The 20,763-nt window shown below is 29.1% G+C and carries 18 protein-coding genes; 4 read left to right on the plus strand and 14 right to left on the minus strand.

Annotated features, from left to right (window positions below):
- Window positions 1–141 precede the first annotated feature (141 nt).
- The 10 genes from asnB (AC0L5U_RS03345) to murJ all read right to left on the minus strand — a co-directional run bounded on the left by asnB (AC0L5U_RS03345) (window position 142) and on the right by murJ (window position 9,428).
- Window positions 142–1,875 (minus strand): asparagine synthase (glutamine-hydrolyzing), encoded by a 1,734-nt coding sequence (asnB, locus tag AC0L5U_RS03345; RefSeq protein WP_473414651.1) that lies wholly within the window; start codon window positions 1,873–1,875, stop codon window positions 142–144.
- Window positions 1,862–2,506, minus strand: a complete 645-nt coding sequence (locus AC0L5U_RS03350) for a glycosyltransferase (RefSeq protein ID WP_473414652.1) — start codon at window positions 2,504–2,506, stop codon at window positions 1,862–1,864. The genes asnB (AC0L5U_RS03345) and AC0L5U_RS03350 overlap by 14 nt, the downstream gene beginning before the upstream one ends.
- Window positions 2,490–3,020, minus strand: a complete 531-nt coding sequence (locus AC0L5U_RS03355; RefSeq protein ID WP_473414653.1) for a glycosyltransferase family protein — start codon at window positions 3,018–3,020, stop codon at window positions 2,490–2,492. Before AC0L5U_RS03355 ends, AC0L5U_RS03350 begins: the two co-directional genes overlap by 17 nt.
- An 8-nt stretch (window positions 3,021–3,028) precedes the next feature.
- Complete coding sequence (locus AC0L5U_RS03360) at window positions 3,029–4,102, minus strand: glycosyltransferase (RefSeq protein WP_473414654.1); 1,074 nt, start codon at window positions 4,100–4,102, stop codon at window positions 3,029–3,031.
- The gene (asnB, locus tag AC0L5U_RS03365) at window positions 4,095–5,927 is read right to left on the minus strand and encodes an asparagine synthase (glutamine-hydrolyzing) (protein ID WP_473414655.1); all 1,833 of its coding nucleotides are present in this window, start codon (window positions 5,925–5,927) and stop codon (window positions 4,095–4,097) included. The genes AC0L5U_RS03360 and asnB (AC0L5U_RS03365) overlap by 8 nt, the downstream gene beginning before the upstream one ends.
- 13 nt (window positions 5,928–5,940) lie before the next feature.
- Window positions 5,941–7,047, minus strand: a complete 1,107-nt coding sequence (locus tag AC0L5U_RS03370; RefSeq protein ID WP_473414656.1) for an O-antigen ligase family protein — start codon at window positions 7,045–7,047, stop codon at window positions 5,941–5,943.
- A gap of 3 nt (window positions 7,048–7,050) precedes the next feature.
- Window positions 7,051–7,299, minus strand: a complete 249-nt coding sequence (locus tag AC0L5U_RS03375; protein ID WP_473416159.1) for a glycosyltransferase — start codon at window positions 7,297–7,299, stop codon at window positions 7,051–7,053.
- A 7-nt stretch (window positions 7,300–7,306) separates the two neighbouring features.
- The gene (locus AC0L5U_RS03380; protein ID WP_473414657.1) at window positions 7,307–7,711 is read right to left on the minus strand and encodes a glycosyltransferase; all 405 of its coding nucleotides are present in this window, start codon (window positions 7,709–7,711) and stop codon (window positions 7,307–7,309) included.
- A 165-nt stretch (window positions 7,712–7,876) separates the two neighbouring features.
- A complete protein-coding gene (locus AC0L5U_RS03385) occupies window positions 7,877–8,137 on the minus strand; it encodes a hypothetical protein (protein ID WP_473414658.1) in 261 nt (86 codons plus the stop codon).
- Window positions 8,130–9,428, minus strand: coding sequence for a murein biosynthesis integral membrane protein MurJ (murJ, locus tag AC0L5U_RS03390; protein WP_473414659.1), 1,299 nt, complete (start codon window positions 9,426–9,428; stop codon window positions 8,130–8,132). The genes AC0L5U_RS03385 and murJ overlap by 8 nt, the downstream gene beginning before the upstream one ends.
- A gap of 1,863 nt (window positions 9,429–11,291) precedes the next feature.
- On the opposite strand from murJ, the gene AC0L5U_RS03395 reads away from it, so the two are divergent.
- Window positions 11,292–12,935: a hypothetical protein gene (locus tag AC0L5U_RS03395; RefSeq protein WP_473414660.1), complete on the plus strand. Its 1,644-nt coding sequence runs from the start codon at window positions 11,292–11,294 to the stop codon at window positions 12,933–12,935.
- 75 nt (window positions 12,936–13,010) lie between these two features.
- On the opposite strand, the gene AC0L5U_RS03400 is transcribed toward AC0L5U_RS03395, so the two are convergent.
- The 4 genes from AC0L5U_RS03400 to AC0L5U_RS03415 form a co-directional block, all read right to left on the minus strand.
- Window positions 13,011–14,054, minus strand: a complete 1,044-nt coding sequence (locus AC0L5U_RS03400; protein WP_473414661.1) for a hypothetical protein — start codon at window positions 14,052–14,054, stop codon at window positions 13,011–13,013.
- A gap of 73 nt (window positions 14,055–14,127) precedes the next feature.
- On the minus strand, window positions 14,128–15,408 hold the full coding sequence (locus tag AC0L5U_RS03405; protein WP_473414662.1) for a nucleotide sugar dehydrogenase: 1,281 nt from the start codon (window positions 15,406–15,408) through the stop codon (window positions 14,128–14,130).
- Between the two features lie 10 nt (window positions 15,409–15,418).
- Window positions 15,419–16,798: a nucleotide sugar dehydrogenase gene (locus tag AC0L5U_RS03410; protein WP_473414663.1), complete on the minus strand. Its 1,380-nt coding sequence runs from the start codon at window positions 16,796–16,798 to the stop codon at window positions 15,419–15,421.
- A 4-nt stretch (window positions 16,799–16,802) separates the two neighbouring features.
- A complete protein-coding gene (locus AC0L5U_RS03415) occupies window positions 16,803–17,786 on the minus strand; it encodes an SDR family oxidoreductase (protein ID WP_473414664.1) in 984 nt (327 codons plus the stop codon).
- Between the two features lie 454 nt (window positions 17,787–18,240).
- Here AC0L5U_RS03415 and AC0L5U_RS03420 point away from each other — a divergent pair, with 454 nt between their 5' ends.
- The 3 genes from AC0L5U_RS03420 (at window position 18,241) to AC0L5U_RS03430 (ending at window position 20,577) form a co-directional block, all read left to right on the plus strand.
- Window positions 18,241–19,641: an MBOAT family O-acyltransferase gene (locus AC0L5U_RS03420; RefSeq protein WP_473414665.1), complete on the plus strand. Its 1,401-nt coding sequence runs from the start codon at window positions 18,241–18,243 to the stop codon at window positions 19,639–19,641.
- Window positions 19,642–19,721: 80 nt separating this feature from the next.
- On the plus strand, window positions 19,722–19,976 hold the full coding sequence (locus AC0L5U_RS03425) for a hypothetical protein (RefSeq protein ID WP_473414666.1): 255 nt from the start codon (window positions 19,722–19,724) through the stop codon (window positions 19,974–19,976).
- Window positions 19,945–20,577: a hypothetical protein gene (locus tag AC0L5U_RS03430; RefSeq protein ID WP_473414667.1), complete on the plus strand. Its 633-nt coding sequence runs from the start codon at window positions 19,945–19,947 to the stop codon at window positions 20,575–20,577. Before AC0L5U_RS03425 ends, AC0L5U_RS03430 begins: the two co-directional genes overlap by 32 nt.
- The last annotated feature ends 186 nt before the right edge of the window (window positions 20,578–20,763 follow it).

The raw sequence follows: 20,763 nt of genomic DNA on the forward strand, positions 1-20,763 counted from the left end.
ACCATTTTTGAAAACAATAGAAGGACCAAACTTTAAATGTATTGTCCTTACTGCCACTTAAATGATTTTGTACTAAACTTATAATGTCGGTAGTTTTAAATATACCTTGTTGCTCTAAGCCTTTTTTATCAATAAAACTTTCTAATTCTTTTTTAGAATAGTTCTTAACCAGTTTCCTACTGGTACACCAAATCCACTTTTAGAAATGTCTAAAAATTTTTCTGGAAATTGATCTCTAAAAGCATCTTTTAGAATTCTTTTTTTATCCCATCTATTTAGAAGGTAATTATCAGGTAGGGTTTTGGTATAATCCCATAATTTTTTATTTAAAAATGGTGCTCTACATTCTAGAGAGTTAAGCATACTAGTTCTATCAACCTTAACAAGTAAATCTCCTTCTAAACTAATATGTCTATCAATTTTTCTGAAATCATTTAAGGTTTTTGGCTTTTCTAATCCAAATGCAGATTGATATTCCTTAAATATATTTGTAATATGCCAATTAGGTTTTATAATTTCAGAAACCTCATTACTAGTATTGGCAAGTGAAATTATATCCCAATAAAATTCACCATCATAATCTATACTATTTATGAGTCTCCTCAATTGATAGCGTCTTCCTCTATTATCATCGCGAGTTTTGAATAAGTTGTCTGAAGTTTTTAAAAGTAGTTTATGTCCAAACTTAGGAATGTAAGAGGTATAAAGCTTATTTAATTTACCAATGTAATGTTTGTTGTAACCGCCAAAAACTTCATCACCACCATCTCCAGTAAGTGCAACTTTTACATGTTCACTTGTTTTCTTTGAAACTAGATATGTAGGTAGGGCAGAGGAGTCAGCAAAAGGCTCATCAAAGTTTAAGATAATTTCAGCAATGTTGTCCTTTAAATCGTTTTCATCAATGATAAATTCATGATGATTACTATTAATAAGTTTGGCAACTACTCTAGACTTTTCGGACTCATCAAAACTTGCCTCTTTAAAACCGATTGAGAATGTATTTATTTTTGATTCTACACCTTGCGAAAGACACAAAGAAACAACTGACGAATCTACGCCACCAGATAAAAATGTACCTAAAGGTACATCAGATATAGACCTGCTCTGAACACTTTCATACACCATATCCTTAACTTTTGCAGTAGCATCTTGATAGGATACATCAATTTTATCTGAAGTTTCAAAATCATTAATACATCTTATTTCATGCGTATTTTTAGAAATATCTAATTCTATATAATGATTGGCTTCAAGCTTATGAATACCTTCATAGATGGTATGAGGTGCAGGTATATAAGTTAATCGGAAGTAAAGATTAAGGCCTTCTTTACTGATTTCAGGTTTGTTTCCTATGGTATTTATTAAAGATTTTAATTCTGAACCCCAAATTAGTTGATTGTCTGTTTTGTAATAATATAAGGGCTTTTCTCCAAAGAAATCTCTTGCTATATAAAGTTTGTTTTTGTTTTTATCGTAAATACTAAATCCAAACATGCCATCTAAATCTTTAAAAGATTCTGGGCCATATTTTTCATAGAGTTTTAAAATTACTTCGGTATCACTAGACGTATGGAATTTAACACCTTCACCAACTAATTTAGATTTTAATTCTCTATAATTATAAATTTCACCATTAAAAACTATGATGATATTTTTGTTGTCTGAATAAATAGGTTGTTTTCCAGAACTAAGATCAATAATGGATAATCGTCTCATACCCATAGCAATAGAATATGTACTGTTAGATTCAGTAAACACACCATCTTCATCAGGACCTCGATGAAAAATGAGGTCATTCATAGCGTTCATGTCAGCTTTAAGCTGAGATTCACTCTCTTTATTGAATTTTATATATCCGTTAATTCCGCACATTTGTACTAGTTTTTAGGTAAAAATTTTGCAAGTTTCTCGCATTGTTTTCAATGTCGTATCCACCGCTTTTGATTTGGTTAATTGTATTGATTCTGTTGTAATTTATTTCTTCTAAAACTGTTTCGGCCCATTTTTTTGGTGAGTCTTTAAGATCTAAAAACGTAATTAAATTAGTAATATCTACTTCTGTAGTTACAGTATTAGAAGTCACAATTTTTAAACCAGCAGCTTGGGCTTCTATTAAAGTTACTGGTAACCCTTCGTAAAGTGATGGAAATAGAAATAAATCAAAAGCTTGTAATAAATCTGGTATGTCTTTTCGTAAGCCTAAGAATAATACATTTTCTTTTATATTTAATCTTTCGGCCTCTTTCTCTATTTGTTCTTTAAGGTTACCATCTCCAATAAGTAATAAAACACAGTTCTTATCTTTTTTAACTATTTCATTAAAAACTTTTATTAGAAAGAAATGGTTTTTCTGTTCGTTAAATCTACCTACATGGCCAATTATTTTTTTATCTACTAGATTTAGTTTTTCTTTAATAGATTTTGCTTTTTCTGGACTGTAAATAAAGCTATGCGAATTTATAGCATTGTTAATTACCGTAACATTTTTAGATTTTTTTGCCAAAAAGCCATTCTCCTGCTTTTACTCCACAGGCAAAGTAATGTGACGCTACTTTAGGTACTTTAGATTTTACCAAAGATTGGATGGAATCTTTAATAGTGGCCTTAATATCTGTATTCTTTTTGAATATTTTAGTTAAAACCAAGGCCTCTACAGCCAAATGACTATGAGCAATTCTTACAGGTATACCTTTGTTTTTTGCAACACTTAAAATAATACTGCTAAGTGCATTTAAATGAGAATGTACAATTTTATATTCTGTGTGCTCATCAAAAAACACCTCTAATTTTTCTTTATATGAAAAATAATTTTTAGGGTTTATTGCTGGCATAATATGTATTTTTCCTCCTAAAGCTTTTATTTCTTCATCAAAAGCACCTTTGAATGGACGATGTAGCATAAAGTCAAACTGAACTTTGGTTCTATCAACATTTCTATAATAATTCATAATCATGGTTTCTGCACCGCCAAGATCCATTATTGTTAAAACCTGTAAAATTCTAATAGGTTGTTCCATATCGATTATTAGTTGAATAATGCTTCGAACTGTTTTAAAATAGTTTCTTTATTGAATTTTTTTTCAACAGATTCTCGTATCAATTCCGGGGCTAAATTAAGCCTATTATTTAAATAATGTAAATACTCTTTCTCTGTGTCTACTAGGTAACCGTTTTTCTCATGATTAATTATCTCTTTGGTTCCACCAGGAACATTAAATGCAAGAACTGGTGTGCCAACTAAACAGCTTTCTAAAACGGTGTTTGGAAACCCCTCTACGTAAGATCCTTGTAAAAACATATCGTGTTTTGATATATGTTTAAGAACTTCTTTGGTATAAGGAATGTATTCTATTTGGTTGGTGAGTTTTAAGCGTTCAATTTCTGAGAATATTTCTTCTTTGTAAGGACCACTTCCTATAATTGTGTACTTAAAATTAAATTCTAGTTGAGATAATAACTTTAGAATTCTACGATGCCCTTTCTCTTTACTCAAACGGCCAACAGTAATAAATTTAATAGCTTTATCAGAATTATCACAACTATTTTTTAAAGGAAAAGTATTGGTAATAGGGTTGTTGATAATGACCATTTTTTCATCTGGTAAATTGAAAATATTTTTAAAGTCGGTTGCCATATCTCTAGATTGACAAATAACTTTATCAATCATTTTATAACTTAGATGGACTAATTTTCCGCCCAATTTATGAATTAAGCTCACATTGTTATCATCAGCACCATGTGCCTCACTCATAGCAGAAATTACACTTGCTTCTCTTATGATGAATTTTGTTTTGAAGAAGAAAGGAGACATCAAACCCATTAAAGTATTTAAGTGCCCAATAGAGCTCACTACTACATGAGGTCTGTGCCTCAATAGAAAGCCAAAAATACTTGGAGCAGCATTTAAAACCCTAGATTTTTCTAGAAATTTAATCTTTATGCCATTAATTATGTAAGCAGCATCGTTTTTATGACCAGTAATTAATAACGTGCTCTCAAATCTGTTTTTATCTATGTTTTGAGCAACAAAAGATATAACACGTTCGGCACCACCAGCGGTTAATGTTGGTAATATGAATAGTACTTTAGTTTTACTCATTTTTATGCTTTGGATAAAAACCAAATTCTTCGTACCATTTACGTAGTACGTATAATTTCCAAATGTTGGTTTTATAGTCCATATGCTTTTGCATATGGCTATCTAATATTTTTTTAAATTTTTTAGTATTTAAATTAGGTACAAAATTTAAAAAGTCATCATCGAGATTATTTAAAATTTCATCTTTAAGTTCGTTTCTCATCCAATTTCCTAGAGGGATACTAAACCCTTTTTTGGGTTGATCAAATACATCTTCAGGAATATATTCACTCAATATATCTCTAAGAATTTTCTTTCTTGTATTGTTTCTGAACCTATAATCAACTGGAAGAGTTCTGGCTTTTTCTACAACCCTATAATCTAAGAAAGGGCTTCTTACTTCAACAGAATATGCCATGCTTGCTCTGTCAACCTTTACGTTGCTATCATTTTCTAACCAAAGTTTAATATTCAAATCTGCTGCTCTTTGAAGGTAATGTTTGGCATGTAATTTAAAACTAGAATAATGCTTAAGCCAACTTGTAAATCTTTTTTCTTGAAAACTATCGTAACCTGTAAAATGACCAATGATATATTGATTAATACCTTTGGTTGCAAATAGCTTTTTAGGTATATTTTTTTTTGTTAATAGTCTTATTAAATCTAGTCCTTTGATTCCAATAATTAGTTTTCTTATACTTAAAGGGAGTGTGAAAATTGCTTTATTCTTTTTAAGAAATGAAAAATAATTGTAGCCTAAAAAGCTTTCGTCACCACCATCACCTGAAAGCGCTACTGTTACATGTTGCTTAGTAACAGAATTTAATAATAATGATGGTAAACCAGAGCTATCAGCAAATGGCTCGTCATAAACATCAATATAATTTGGTATTAAATTTAGAACGTCTTCAATTTTACAAACAATGGATTTATGATTTGTATTTAAAATTTCTGCATATTGTTCGGCAATCTTACTTTCATCATATCTAGGATCTTCAAAACCAATTGAAAATGTATTAATAGGATCTTCTGAAATTTTTGACGCTATTGCCGAAACTAGAGCAGAGTCTATTCCGCCAGATAAAAATGAACCAATAGGAACATCTGATCTTAAACGAATTTTTACGGCATCTTTTAGAAGCTCATGAACCTCTTCCTTGGCATCTTCATAACTTGCTGTCGTTAAATCAACTTTCTTTAAATCCCAATATGGTGTTATTGAAAATTGATTTTTATTTAAATCAATTTCCATATAATTACCTGGAGGTAATTTAAAAATATTTTCTATAGCTGAATATGGACTAGGGATGTATCCGCAATCAAGAAAAATACTTATAGCTTGCTTATTAACTGTGCTTTTTTCGTTTATTAAGGGTCTTAGCTGGCTACAAATTTCAAAAACGCCTTCATTCCAGTAGTAATAAAAAGGCTTAACTCCTAATCTGTCTCTGGCAGAAAAAATAGTGTTTTTCTTAGTGTCGTAAATAGAAAAAGCAAACATTCCGTTTAACTTTTCAAGAAAGTTTTTACCCCACTCATGGTAAGCTTTAAGTAATACTTCAGTATCACTTTCAGTATCAAAACTATAGCCCAATGTAATTAATTCTTCTTTTATGGTTTCATAGTTATATATCTCACCATTAAACGTAATGGAAAGGTTGTTAAAAACCATTGGTTGATGAGATCTGTTATTAAGATCTAAAATTGATAACCTTAGATGACCAAGGGAAATGTTATTTATTTTTTCAACACCAGTATTGTCTGGACCTCTAAACTTGATTTTATCAAGCTTATTAACAATTGTTTCTTTTTTATAATCTATGTTGGTTATGTATATGCCACACATAAAGCTTTTCTTTTTACGTTAATAGTTTTTGTTTCTTTTCTAGTACTATTTGATGATGTATCCATAGGGTTACTAACGGAAATATGTGTATGTAAAAGTAACCATGATCTGCCATTAGTGTTGCTATTAAAGCCAGAGTCATCATAAATAAGTAAGGTGCTTCTTTAAAAAATTTGTAAGACTTTATCAACAAGTAAATAAAATAGAATACAAATATTGAAAACGGTAAAACTCCAGCCTCGCCAAGGATTAATAAAAAAGAATTATGAACTCCTATTTGTACTGATCCGATATGACCGCCTTGGAAATAATGAAAACCATTACCAATGATTGGTTTTTTGTATATATAATCATAGTAGTGGCTCCAAGTATCTGACCGTGAATCTTTAGTTAAACCTTCGGCTCCCTTCTTATCGTTTGAAACCAACGCCGAAAATTCATCAATACGTTTTACATTTAGATCTAATACTTCTTTAAGAGAAAAAACTACTATTACTACTATTACTCCATATCCAAGTATTTTAATATTTTTAATATTATGCTTTATTGAAAGTAAATTCATTAAAACCCACATGGCTACAAATGTTCTCGAAAAGGTCATTAATCCTCCTAAGCTGGATGCTAAAGTTTTTCCTGTTTTTAGTAAGCCTTTTTTATAAGAAAATGTTAAGGCAAATGAAGTCATAGCTATATATCCTGCAACATTAGGGTTAAAGTAAAAACCACTATACCTACCATAAAAATTATCTTCAAATAGCCAAGGATGTAAAATAACACTAATACTACCTATTGTAAAAAAATAGGACATTTCTTTAACGGTTGTATGCTTAACTAATTCATTCAAACCAATTAAAGCTATAAAAAACTTAACAGCATGAATTGTAATCTCTAAAAGTTCATATTGACTTTGAAAACTTGAGATGAGATAATATAAAGTACCAACAATAAATAAAGGTTTGTTTAAACTGCCTCGATCTTTAACGAATAAATAGTAAATTATGATAAATAGAAAAACGGAATAACTAGTTACGGTTCCTAAAGCAGTCCCTAGGTTTCTAACAACAATCTCTGGGATATTAAGAATGATAAGAGCTAGTATTATGTATTTTAATATTTTCATTACTTAAATTAAACTTGCTATAAGTTTTTCCCAAGATTCTGAAACCGAATCAATATGGAACTTTTGTGCTGTTAAATTCGCTTTTTTAGACATTTTAAGCCTAACATCGTTGTTTTTAATTAAATAGTTTAATTTTTTAGTTAATAATTTATAATCATCAACTGGTATTAAAAAACCGTTTTCTCCATCACTTATTAGTTCTGAAGGTCCGGAGGGACAATTTGTTGAAATGCAAGGTAATCCAAAAATAATGCTTCAATCAATGCATTAGGAAATCCTTCTGATTTTGATGTAAATGCAAAAATTTTAGCTTGATTGTAATATTCTTCTGGTTATTAATTCTTCCTGTAAAAATCACTTTGTCTTCAAGACTAAGGGTTTTGGTTAAATTTTCATAATATTCTCTTTTGAATCCATCACCTACTAAAACAAGTTTCCAGTCATTATTGTTTAAATTTGCAAAGGCTTTCAAAAGAATATCTTGGGACTTATTAGCATCTAGTCGAGCAACATATAAAATAATATTTTCTTTTTTAACTAAATTATTTTTCTTTTCTACTAATTTTTTGGATAGAGGATTAGGAAGAATTTTTAATTTATTATCTTTTAAATGAGAATAAAACTCTTTACTTAATTGAGATTGAACAACCAAATAATTGCTCATTGGATAAACTATATATCTAACGGTTCTCCAAAACTTACTTAGTTTAGTCACATACGGATTTGAACGATCACTAATGATAGATGGTAATTTATTTTTTGGAACAAATAACGCTTAAAATGTTACATGTAGTAGTAAAACCAATAAGGATATCTATATTTTCGTTTTTTACAAACTTAGATATAGTCTTGATGTTTTCATTGTGATTTTTAAAGCTTGTATAAAACTATTGCTTTGTTGTAAATATTCTGCACAATAATGAATTGTGATTCTTCTATCAATATCGTAAAGTATATTTTGCTCTTTATATAATAAAATTAAAACAATATTATATTTATTGCATAACATGTTTGCTAGTGAAACCACAACACGTTCAGCCCCACCAGGGCCTAAACTTGGAATTACAAAAGCAATGGTTTTATTATTCATTTGTAATAGAGGTTTGCTTGGTTAATTTATAATTATGATAAGTATATCCAAAATAGATTAATCCACTAATTATCAAAACAAATGTTGTACTTAACGCAATACCATATACTCCATGGGTTTTGATCAAAATATAATTTAATACTAGATTAACAATTAAATTAATCAATGATATTAAAGCCATAAAATTATTTTTATTGATACTAGTTAAAAATTTAACTAAAATTAATGTACAGATAAAGAATGGTACTTGTATAAAAAATATTTGTTGAAGTTTACCGACTATAGCTGTATCTCCACTATCAAATTCACCTCGTTCAAAAGTATAATAAATTATGTCTTGAGAAAAATAGGTAAGCACTAAAATAACCACAGAGGAGGCTAAAAAGACACCTGTTAAAATTTTAAACAGCTCTTTATATGCCTTTTTTATATCGTCAGTTATTGATTTTGAAAAATGAGGAAGTAATACATTGCCAATTGCTATCATTGCAATTGATACTCCAAATTGAGGAATTTTATTACCATAATTAAGAGCCGTAATTGAGCCAATAGCCAATTGAACTGCAAAAATTTGATCAACAAAAGGGTTTATACCTGTTAAAAGCCCTGAAACAGTTTTTGCAGGAATTTGTTTCAGCATCATTCTCATGTTATCATTAATTGAAAATATAATAATTTTTTTAACCTTAATTAGCTTGTAATAGTAGGCACCAATCCATAAGTACAAAAAACTTGAAAAACATCCAATTAAAATACTTACAGCTAGAACTTTATCACCTAAGGCATCTTTAAAAAAAACAACATTAATAATGGTAATAACCGAAACGAAAATTGGAGAAATAGATGTAAATAAAAATTTGTTAGATATTTCTAATAGTGCACTTAAAAAACCGCTATACCCCCAAAAGAAAAGACATGGGAGTAATATATATAACTGAACCTTTATAAGGTCGTAATACGATTCTGTATGATTATCAAATAAAGCCTGTAATAAGAAGTTGTTAAAAATTAAAACAATAATAAGAAAGAAAACAATTATTACAGTAATTATTCCCAAAACTAATAATTGAAATTCTTTAATTTGTTTGGTTGTTTTTTGTTCTGCTATGTAATTTGGAATAAAAATATTTTTTACTGCGCCAACAAAAACATTTTGAATGAATGCAGGAATTAAAATAGCTAAGGCAAAAGTATCTAAAAACTCAGAAAGGCCATAAGTACTTCCTATAAGTAATTCTTTAAAAAAACCTACTAAAGAAGAAATTAATGAGACAGATGCAACAATCATCATATTAATGATCATTGGATTGTTGTAGGCTATTTTTTTAGGTTTAGGTTCAAGATTTTGGGTATTAGTTTACTTAAGTTACAAAACCATCAGAAGTAATTTGTTTGACAAATTAACGTTCATAGATGGCGAGGCTAACCTTAGCAATAAATATTTAATGATTTATAAATTCAACATTCAAAATATTTTTCATGTGCAAATATGATTAAAAGATGGGAGATAGTCTTTGTTTTTATTTCAAAACCACATTGTTTTGATAAATCTTATATTTATTCATAAGATAAATCCTATTTTTATTCATTAAGTTTTACTTTCTAGAGCTTTACCTGACAATATTTTTTGGCTTATTTCTTTTAACTTTTTCTTTATACTTAATGCAAAAGGTTTTTCCAACTTGGTACTTATAAAATATGAACCATATAACATAATTGATATGGTTATAAGTAATAAAACGTATTTATTGATAGTTCCATTAAAGTGATTTAAAATAATATAACCGATAAATTGGTGTAAAAGATATAAAGGATATGTAAGAACACCTAGTTTAAGAAACATTGATTTGTTCAAGAAATTTAATTTTCTACAACTTAAAAGAAAAAAGAATGTATAAAATAAAACAATGAACCATATTATAACATATAATGAAAAACTATCATCGTAAGCCTTGTTTAAATAAACATATTTTTTCTCAGCATACATTATAGACAAAGTTAAACAAAATATTAAGGGAATAATTTTATCTTTTATTTTATGATCTTTCCAAGATAGAAAAAAGCATACCTGCTACAAAATAAGAATTCCACGAAGGAATAAAAAAACGATTGGTAATTGATAGAAATATATTCCAATCATTACTAGAAGCGAAGTAATAATAATAAGAAAGAGTTAACCAAGCAAACATAAAAATTTTTAAATACTTTATTTTTTAAATAAAAGCAGTATTCCAATTAAAATGTAAAACTTTAATTCAACCAGCAAAGACCAGTAAACACCATCTACATAAGGTATTTCAAAAAAACCATTAAACATAGTAAGATTAGTAAAAAACAAATGGAGTGAATTGAAATATTTCACTTCCAAAAAAATAAATAACAATAGCTGTTAAAGCTAAGCATATCCAATATGCTGGATATAATCTACTAATTCTTGAAATTATGAAAGCTAAAATATTCGAGTTCATTGCAGACATGAGTATCACAAAGCCACTTATTATAAAAAATAGGTCGACACCTAAATACCCATATTTTGAAAAAATTCCATATCCTGATATTGGATATCAGAAAAATTGTTTTTGTAATAACCTCTAAAACAGTAATGGTAAAAAACAACATAAAGTGCTGCTAAGAACCTGATTAAATCTAGTTGGTAAAGTCTTTCTCGTTTCATTGGGACATTATTTTCTCAAATATTATTTTTAAATTTTCAATAAAAAAATATTTAGATGAAATATGATATTATTCTGTCTAATGATAGAATAGCTTATAATTTCCAAAATGAATGGTCATTATTATCGATAAAACATATGTATTAATACAAGCTACTGAATTACTAATAATCAGCTTAAAATACTAAGCTTTTAGCTTTAAAATTAATTATTTATACTGCTTATTGTCACAGATTGTCTTTAAGCTTTTAATCATATACTCTTTAATTGTAAAAAAAATATCTTCTAAGAAATCCAAACATATAAACTACTCGTATAAGGAGTAAGTAAAAATTCTTCAAAATTACACTTTAACGATATATTTTGCTTTTAATCGATTAATAATGTTTTGCATGTAGCTTTTTACCGAAAAAAATGTATTTGGGCGATAATAATTCTATTATTGCCCTGTAAAAAAATTGTTTACCCCAAAATCTAAAATCATGATTACTATTTTTGCCCTAAGAATTAATTACAAATTAACCATGCTAGCTGTTTTATTAATTAGTATAACGTTTGCTTTTTCATGTACTAATGATATAATTTATTTAGAACCAGATCAAGTTCAAGTAGAAGAAACTGATAATACTGAGGATGAAGCTACACCAGAAGATGAAGATGAAGTTGAAGATGAAGATGATGAAAGTAATATTGTAAAAGATGAAATTGTTTCAACTGAATTAAGGGCTTTTCCTAGAGCAGAAGGAGCAGGAGCTTATACTACTGGTGGTAGAGGTGGTAAAGTATTACACGTAACTACTTTAGATGGTGGAGAGCAAGAAGGTACGCTTAGATGGGCATTGAAACAAACATATCCTAGAATAATAGTATTTGATGTTTCAGGAACTATTGAATTAGACAACTACCTAACACTTGGTGTTGAAAACAGTAACTTTACATTAGCAGGTCAAACTGCACCAGAGGGAGGTATTACAATAGAGTCTCCAACAGTAGGTTTTTTAAATGTAGAAAACTATATAATGAGGTATATAAGAATTGTTAATACCAACTGGTTTAAGATTTTACGGCAGTACAATGGTGAAACTATTGGTACAGTAGGTGCCGCTTTTACTGGATCTGGAAGTAATAATGCAATTATAGACCATTGCTCGTTTAGATATGTTGTTGGTACTTCTTGTGTTGCCTTTCAAGATAATAACGATCAAGCTAATGGTCAAGGAAATATAACATTTTCACGTTCAATTGTAGGGGATGCAACTACTGGTATGTTAGTTGGAGCAGTTGCAGTAAAGGATGACAGGTCTGTTCTAGCTGGAGATAATAGTGTATTAGATAACCTTTTTATAAATATATCACATCGTTTTCCTAATGTTTCAGGTAATGCTAATGCTGAAGTAATCAATAATGTTGTTTATAATTATTTACATAGGTTGTCTAGTTTATTTAATGATAGTAAAACTAATGTAATTGGTAATTACTATAAGGGAGGAGCTATGTCTTACGCTCCTTATGGTGGAAATATTCAATTAGGAACTTATTTAGGTGCTGTATCAAGTTTTAATTCTCCAAAGGTTCACATGGCAAATAATATTATTACTGATGAATGGCATGATGTTAAAGCTGGTGATGATAACTGGAATAACGTTGTTTTGTGGTATGAAGCTAGGCAAACAACAAGTGATTTTAATAAAAGTTTATATAGGTTAACTGGAAAACTTCCAGATTTAGGACCATTAACTATAACATCACCTGAAGATGGATTTAGATCTGTACTTAGTGACTCAGGAGCCAACAATTATTTAAATGCAGATGGTTCTAAAGGTTTTTATTTAGATGAAGTAGATGCTATGTATATTAGAGATGCTGAAAATGGAGGAAGTGAATCTTTAACACCAGATCAACGTTATAAAAAAACTACTGATAAATCTCAGTTAATATATCCTGAATTACCAACCTCTGTAAGAGATGAAAATTATGATACCGATAGAGATGGTATGCCTGATGTTTGGGAAATTGGTATGAAGCTTGATCCAAATGTAGATGATAGTTCTTTAGATTTGGATGGTGACGGATATACTAATATTGAAGAATATTTAAATTTGGTTGATTTACAACAACAAGCATAAAAACAAATTTAAACTAAAAAAACTCCTGTAATTTTAAAATTACAGGAGTTTTTTTATTAATTAAAAGGCAATTTATTAAAACACCTTTTTTAAAGTATTATGAATAAGCATATCTGGTCTTAAATTAAGATTATAATATTTATAATTAGAAAACATCATAGTGCTTAATTCATTTTTATTTTCTAATAAATAACTAACATTGCTAATTAAATCATCAACAGAATTAAAAACCTTAAAGTTTTGGTTTTGTTTAAAATCTCCAGGAACTTCAAAGTGCAGAGGTTCAGTAATAATTGCTCTAGATGCAGCTACATACTCTGAAAGTTTCCATCCTGTAGAATCATGTAATCCAGTTGTAGCAATACAAATTGCACAATTTTTCATGATGTTTAAATAGTTTTCTCTATTTGTAAATTGAAAAGGCAAGAGGTACTCGTCTTCTAAAATGGAAGATGAGTATTCGTCTTTAGCTATTCCTCCAATAAAACTATTTCCAAAAGTGTTTCTTAACCTTTTAACCGTTTCTATCCTGATTTCATTTATCTGTTCTCGATGAATTCTACTAGCTTCATTTTTAGCAGAACCTGGATTCCATAGTCTTGCAGAGAATAGTATATTAACATTATTTAAATCTATATCTGGATAATGAGATAAAGAGTTGGCTGTTATGTTATAGGAGTTAATCTTGAATAAGTTAATAATAAATTTTCTCTTCTTTAATGAAGTTATAAGTCTTTCTTTTAAGCTTCTACCAAAAGGGCGGATAAAGTTAACGCCAAAGTTTAATCCTAAAGGAAATACTGGGAATTTTGATTTTTCATCTAAAATCCCAGTATAACTTCTCTTAAAGTAATAATCACATTCAAATGTATCCGAAAAAAAAGTTAAATTTTCAGTCAAGCTGCCATTTATCCAGTTTAATCCATCCAAGGTGTCATAATAAATAATTATTTCGTCATTTATAATGACTTTAATCACAGGAATGTTTTTAATTTCTGAAGTAGATAATTCAGTCGTAAATGTTAAATCTATAATATTTGCTTGTTGAAGTTCACTAAATCCAGCATATAGCTGATTTAGATGTGGAATATTTTTATATTCAACTAAACAGGATACCATAATTAATAACTTAAAAAACAATTCAATTCACCAAAAATTCAGAAACTATCTTTGTAATACTGATTATTTTTTGCTAGAGTCTACCATCAACGTCTTTGGTTAAAACGCCTTTTACATCATAGATAATACCTTTAGCGTTTAACAATTCACTTAAATTTAAACCTAAAAACTCATTATGAGAAACAGTTAATACTATCGCATCAAATTTTTCATTAGGAAGCTTTTGAGTAGTGTTTAAGTTGTATTCGTGTTTCACTTCATCAGGGTTCGCCCACGGGTCATATACCGTAACATTGGTTCCATAACCTTTTAGTTGGTCAATAACATCTACAGCCTTAGTATTTCTAACATCTGGACAGTTTTCCTTAAATGTTATACCTAGAGCTAAAATTTTCGCATCTTTAATTCTAATATCTTTTTGTACCATCAGCTTAATGATTTCTGAAGCAACATATTGCCCCATACCATCATTAACACGTCTCCCTGCTAAAATAATCTCAGGGTGGTATCCAACCTCTTGAGCTTTTTGAGCTAAATAATATGGATCAACACCTATACAATGTCCACCAACTAAACCAGGTTTAAATGGAAGAAAGTTCCATTTTGTACCCGCAGCCTCTAAAACAGAATGTGTATCAATATCCATCAGGTTAAAGATTTTGGCTAATTCATTTACAAAGGCAATATTTATATCTCTTTGAGAGTTTTCAATAACTTTTGCTGCCTCAGCAACTTTAATAGTAGGCGCTAGGTGAGTTCCAGCTGTAATTACGCTTGCATATAATGCATCTACTTTTTTACCAACTTCAGGAGTTGACCCTGCAGTAACTTTAAGAATTTTTTCAACAGTATGTAATTTATCTCCTGGATTAATTCTTTCTGGAGAATAGCCTGCAAAAAAGTCTTCATTGAATTTTAAACCACTTACTTTTTCTAATACAGGAATGCATTCATCTTCTGTTACACCGGGATAAACAGTAGATTCGTAAATAACAATATCTCCTTTTTTTAAAACATTACCTACAGTTTCACTTGACTTGTAAAGCGGTGTTAAATCTGGTCTGTTGTTTTTATCAATAGGTGTAGGTACTGTTACAACGTAGTAATTGCAATCTTTAATGTCATCTAAATTTGATGAACAGATCAATCCATTTTCATCATTTTGTTCTTCTTTTAAAACAGATTTTAAAACTTCAGGTTCAACTTCTAAAGTTGCATCATTTCCTTTAGAGAGTTCAGCAACTCTACCTTGATTAATGTCGAAACCAACAACGTTAAATTTTGTTGCAAAAAGTCTAGCCAAAGGCAGACCAACATATCCTAGCCCAATAACGGCAATTTTGTCTTTATTCATTTTTATTAATTTATTGTCCGATTGAATAATATTCAAATCCAATCTTATTCATTTTATGTTTATCTAATATATTTCTGCCATCAAAAATAAAAGCAGGTTTTTTCATTTCCTTGTAAATTCTTTTCCAGTCATAGTCCATAAATTCATCCCATTCTGTTAAAATTGCAACGGCGTGGGCATCTTTGGTGCAATCATAGGGTGAATTACTATAAGTAATTTCTAAGGCGTTTTCTTCTTTAGTTCGAGTACTTAGATTATCAATATCTGCAAGAACTTTTTCTTTTGAAACTCTAGGATCAAAGACAGAAATACTTGCCTGTTCATTCAACAAATAGTCTGTTACATAAATAGAAGGAGATTCTCTAGTATCATTCGTGTCCTTTTTAAAGGCCCAACCCAAAACTGCTATTTTTTTTCCAGAAACAGTATTATATAATGTTTTAATCAATCTGTCTGAAAAACGTCTTTTTTGGTAATTGTTCATTAATACTACTTGTTCCCAATAGTCTGCAACTTCATGCAAATTATAACTTCGAGCAATATACACTAAATTTAAAATATCTTTTTGAAAACAGGACCCTCCAAAACCAACTGAAGCTTTTAAAAATTTAGAACCTATTCTTGAATCCATACCAATTGCTTTTGCAACTTCAGTTACATTAGCTCCTGTTTTTTCACATAATTCTGAAATAGCATTAATAGATGAAACTCTTTGAGCTAAAAAAGCATTTGCTGTTAGTTTCGAAAGTTCAGACGACCAGACATTTGTTCGTAAAATTTTATCTTGTGAAACCCAACTTTCATAAACCTTAGCTAAACTTTCAATTGCTTTATCTGATTCTCCTCCAATTAATACACGGTCAGGATTTAACAAATCGTCTATAGCAGTTCCTTCGGCTAAAAACTCTGGATTTGAAAGAACGTGGAAATTAATATCACTTCCTGTATTATGCAATATATTTTTTATAGCTTCTGCTGTTCTAACAGGTAGTGTAGACTTTTCAACTACTATTTTGTCTTTGGTCGCAACTTTAGCAATATTTCTAGCACAAAGCTCTACATATTTTAAATCAGCTGCCATACCTTTTCCTTTACCATAAGTTTTGGTAGGTGTATTTACTGAAATAAATATCATTTCAGAATTTTCAATAGCATCATCAATATCAGTAGAGAAAAATAAATTTTTATTTCTAGTCTCTTTTACTATATCTGCCAAACCAGGTTCATATATAGGAAGTTTAGATAAATCATCATTATTCCAAGCTTCTATACGCTTAGAATTTATGTCAACTATAGTGACTTTAATATTTGGGTTTTTCTTTGCAATTACGGCCATAGTTGGACCACCAACATATCCTGCTCCAATGCAACAAATATTTTTGACCAACATATATTTATAGGTTTTCCCAATACCATGATACAGCATCTTTCAATCCGCTACTAATATCAAATTTAGGGTCATAATTTAGTAATTGTTTTGCTTTATCAATAGAAGCTAAAGAATGAGGTATATCACCAGCTCGGTTATCTCTATGTTTAATTTCAACATCTTTGATTTTTACATCAAACTCTGTGAGATATTTTTTTAATAAACTGGTTAATTCAAGTAGTGTTGTTCTTTCACCATATGCACAGTTATAAACATTGTTTAAAGCATCTTTGTTTTCAGTTGTAATCGCTCTAAGATTCATTTGCACTACATTATCAATGTAAGTAAAATCACGTGAATACATACCATCACCATTAATCATAGGTGATTCATGATTAATGAACTGTTTTACAAATAAAGGAATTACTGCAGCGTAAGCACCATTAGGATCTTGTCTTTTTCCAAAAACATTGAAATATCTTAAACCTATGGTATCTAAATCATAAGTAGTATGAAAAATATCAGCGTATAGCTCATTAACATATTTAGTTATAGCATATGGGGATAATGGTTTACCAATAACATCTTCTACTTTAGGAAGAGCCTCATGGTCACCATAAGTAGATGAACTTGCTGCATATACAAAACGTTTTACTTTAGCATCTCTTGCTGCTACAAGCATATTTAAGAACCCCGACACATTAACATCGTTAGTAGTAACAGGATCATTTATTGATCTAGGTACTGAACCTAAAGCTGCTTCGTGTAGAATAAAATCTACTCCTTGGCATGCTTTATGGCAATCTTCTAGATTTCTAATATCACCTTCTATTAACGTAAACTCGGTATTTTTTAAGAAAGGTTCAATATTTTTTCTTTTTCCTGTAGAGAAATTATCAAGGCAAACCACTTTAACATAGTTTGCTAATAAAGTTTCACAAAGGTTAGAACCTATAAATCCAGCGCCACCAGTAACAAGTACGGTTTTGTTTTGTAGTTTGTCAATCATTTGATTTGGGTTTATTTTTTTAATCTGGTGCAAATATGTGAAAAAATATTGTAAGAATTAGGATAATTATATAAAGGAGTTGTTTTTAACGATGAAAATCATAATATTATGAATACTTGAGGTTTAAATCGATGAAAAGTGGTTATTATCTATACAACACAAAAATTATAATAAGATATTGATGCTTTAATAGCAACGCACCATTAAAAAGAAAGTTTAATACTACATAAACACAGAAATAGTTAAAAATAATCGATAAAAAGTATAAAAACACAGTTAAATGTATATATTTGCTTTCAAAGCATAAATCATTTAATGATAAATTATAAAAGTAAAATGAAAACCAATTTTTTTATATCATTATTTTAGTTTGAATAAATATGGGTTTTATGTTTTTTAGTTATCAATAATATGTAGTTAATTTGCATCGCAAAAAAATTCTCGTTTCAGATCTATGATTTTTAACTCTCTTGCTTTCTTAATTTTTTTTCCAACGGTTTTTACATTGTATTGGATTATTCCTAAAAAACATTTTAATTTACAAAATGTTTTATTGTTAATAGCAAGTTATGTATTTTATGGGTGGTGGGATTGGAGATTTCTGTCACTCATTGCGTTTTCAACTATTGTAGACTATTGTCTCGGAATTCAAATTTCTAAATCTGAAACAAGAAAAAAGTTTTTCCTTATTTTTAGCTTAATTACTAATTTAGGGTTATTAGCTACTTTCAAATATTTTAATTTCTTTATAGATTCATGGCTGTCTCTATGGTCTGCATTTGGGTATGAAATGTCAATATCTACCTTAAACATTATTCTGCCAGTTGGTATTTCTTTTTACACCTTTCAAACAATGTCTTACTCAATAGATATATATAGAGGAGAAATAAAGCCTACAAGAAATTTTATTGATTTTGCTACGTTTGTTAGTCTGTTTCCGCAGCTAGTGGCAGGACCTATAGAAAGAGCATCAAATTTAATACCTCAGATAGAGAGAAGTAGAGAATGGGATCATAGACGATTTAAAGATGGTTTTTTTCAAATATTGATAGGTTTTTTTAGAAAAGTAGTTGTAGCAGATGCTATAGGTGTTGTTATAGATAATATATATAATGAACCAGATATACATAATGCATCAAGTATATTAATGGCTGTTATCTTGTATTCTTTCCAAATATATTTTGACTTTAGTGGTTATTCTGACATTGCTATTGGTACGGCAAAACTATTAGGGTTTGATTTTAAAAGAAATTTTAATTTGCCTTATTTTTCTGTATCGATAACAGAGTTTTGGAGACGTTGGCATATTTCACTATCAGGTTGGCTAAGAGACTATTTATATATACCTCTAGGAGGTAATAGGAATGGTGTTAAAATGCAATATCGAAATTTGTTTATTACCATGTTATTGGGTGGATTATGGCACGGTAGTTCTTGGAATTTTGTAATATGGGGCGCTATTCATGGTATATTGCTAGGTATTGAAAAAAGATTCAGCTTAATACCAAAAAAGTATAATGTGATTAACAATATAATTATATTTTTTATAGTTAGTTTTATTTGGATATTCTTCAGGGCGCTAAGTTTTGACGATTCTGCCATAATATTTACTAAATTATTTACAGGATCGTATTTAATGCCATATGTTGGCGATTTAAATAGTCTTGTAATTTTGCTTTATGGACTCACATTTGCACTTATTTTTGACATTATATTGTTTAAAAAGGATGTACCCTTAGAAAATCTTGGGTCTTCATTAAAGCCCATAACATATGTTATTCTATCAAATTTTATTTTGATAAACATAATATTGTTCTTTTCTAGTTCTAACAACTTTATTTATTTTCAATTTTAGATGAAAAAATCTTTAAAATTTTTATTACTCATAGGTTTACTTTTTTTGTTGCAGATAGATTAGTTTGTAGTGGGCTTAAGTTGCTAGATCAAAAGGTTTTTACAGGGCAAAGTGTAGGTAAAGTAAATCATTTTTTATTATTAAAAGATTCTGTGAATTTATTAACCTTTGGCAGTTCAAGAGCTAATCATCATGTTGATGTTAAAGTGATGGATTCGCTTTCTTTTAACACAGGGGCAGATGGTACTAAAATTGCTTATAGTGCAGCACTTATTTCAAGTTTAAAAGAAAAACCAAATTATATTGGTGCATATAGATCAAAGCACCTTGTTTAACGAAGATTATGATGGTGGAGATGTTATGGGACTTAAAAATTTAATAGGAAGAAATAAAGATATTGAAAGTTTTATTAAAGATGTGTTTCCAAAAGAAGTTTGGTTATCAAAAATTTTTAATTGTTATAAATATAATGGAAAAGTTTTAGGGGCAGTAAAGAATTATATATCTCCAAATCATGATTATAAAGAGTACTATGGTTATGACCCAATAACCCCAAGTATTGAGCAAGAACAAATTTTTAATAAATTAATTGCAAAGACCGATTTTGCAGAGTTTGTAAATGAATCTTCCTCAGAAACTCCTAATTCCCTTGTAGATAAATGTATTACTTTAATTAGAGACAAATGCAAAAGCAATAACTCTAACCTTGTTTTCTTTACTTCTCCAACACTAAAAAAGAATGATGATAAATTACGTCTAAACACTAATAATTACTTCAAATCTAAAGGTTTAATATATTATGATTATTCTGATTTTATAAATATATATGATACTAGTAATTGGAAGGATTTTACCCATTTATCTAGTAAGGGTGCTACGCATTTTTCTGAAGAGTTGTATCGCAAAATTACACTTCATCTTAGCGGTATTAATTAATTAGTAGTTTTTTTAAGATTATACCTCTTTGATTCTCTAGTTATTTATAATTTACACTATGAAAACACTAATTTAAGCATATTTTAAAGAAACAATTATCGATAATATGTCAAGATTATCCATCAAATTTTTTCGCTATGTAGTTAGCCGATTTTAATTATGCTTTTAGCGAAATATGTAAATTCT

The organism is Jejuia sp. G7-7 (assembly GCF_055808955.1).

Excerpts from the sequence above, each read along its gene's own strand:
- AC0L5U_RS03410 (WP_473414663.1), bottom strand. The coding sequence starts at position 16,798 with ATGTTGGTCAAAAATATTTGTTGCATTGGAGCAGGATATGTTGGTGGT.
- murJ (WP_473414659.1), bottom strand. The coding sequence starts at position 9,428 with ATGATGATTGTTGCATCTGTCTCATTAATTTCTTCTTTAGTAGGTTTT.
- AC0L5U_RS03360 (WP_473414654.1), bottom strand. The coding sequence starts at position 4,102 with ATGAGTAAAACTAAAGTACTATTCATATTACCAACATTAACCGCTGGT.
- AC0L5U_RS03420 (WP_473414665.1), top strand. The coding sequence starts at position 18,241 with ATGATTTTTAACTCTCTTGCTTTCTTAATTTTTTTTCCAACGGTTTTT.
- AC0L5U_RS03395 (WP_473414660.1), top strand. The coding sequence starts at position 11,292 with ATGATTACTATTTTTGCCCTAAGAATTAATTACAAATTAACCATGCTA.
- AC0L5U_RS03385 (WP_473414658.1), bottom strand. The coding sequence starts at position 8,137 with ATGAATAATAAAACCATTGCTTTTGTAATTCCAAGTTTAGGCCCTGGT.
- AC0L5U_RS03400 (WP_473414661.1), bottom strand. The coding sequence starts at position 14,054 with ATGGTATCCTGTTTAGTTGAATATAAAAATATTCCACATCTAAATCAG.
- AC0L5U_RS03370 (WP_473414656.1), bottom strand. The coding sequence starts at position 7,047 with ATGAAAATATTAAAATACATAATACTAGCTCTTATCATTCTTAATATC.
- asnB (WP_473414651.1), bottom strand. The coding sequence starts at position 1,875 with ATGTGCGGAATTAACGGATATATAAAATTCAATAAAGAGAGTGAATCT.
- AC0L5U_RS03415 (WP_473414664.1), bottom strand. The coding sequence starts at position 17,786 with ATGATTGACAAACTACAAAACAAAACCGTACTTGTTACTGGTGGCGCT.
- AC0L5U_RS03355 (WP_473414653.1), bottom strand. The coding sequence starts at position 3,020 with ATGGAACAACCTATTAGAATTTTACAGGTTTTAACAATAATGGATCTT.
- AC0L5U_RS03380 (WP_473414657.1), bottom strand. The coding sequence starts at position 7,711 with ATGAGCAATTATTTGGTTGTTCAATCTCAATTAAGTAAAGAGTTTTAT.
- asnB (WP_473414655.1), bottom strand. The coding sequence starts at position 5,927 with ATGTGTGGCATATACATAACCAACATAGATTATAAAAAAGAAACAATT.
- AC0L5U_RS03405 (WP_473414662.1), bottom strand. The coding sequence starts at position 15,408 with ATGAATAAAGACAAAATTGCCGTTATTGGGCTAGGATATGTTGGTCTG.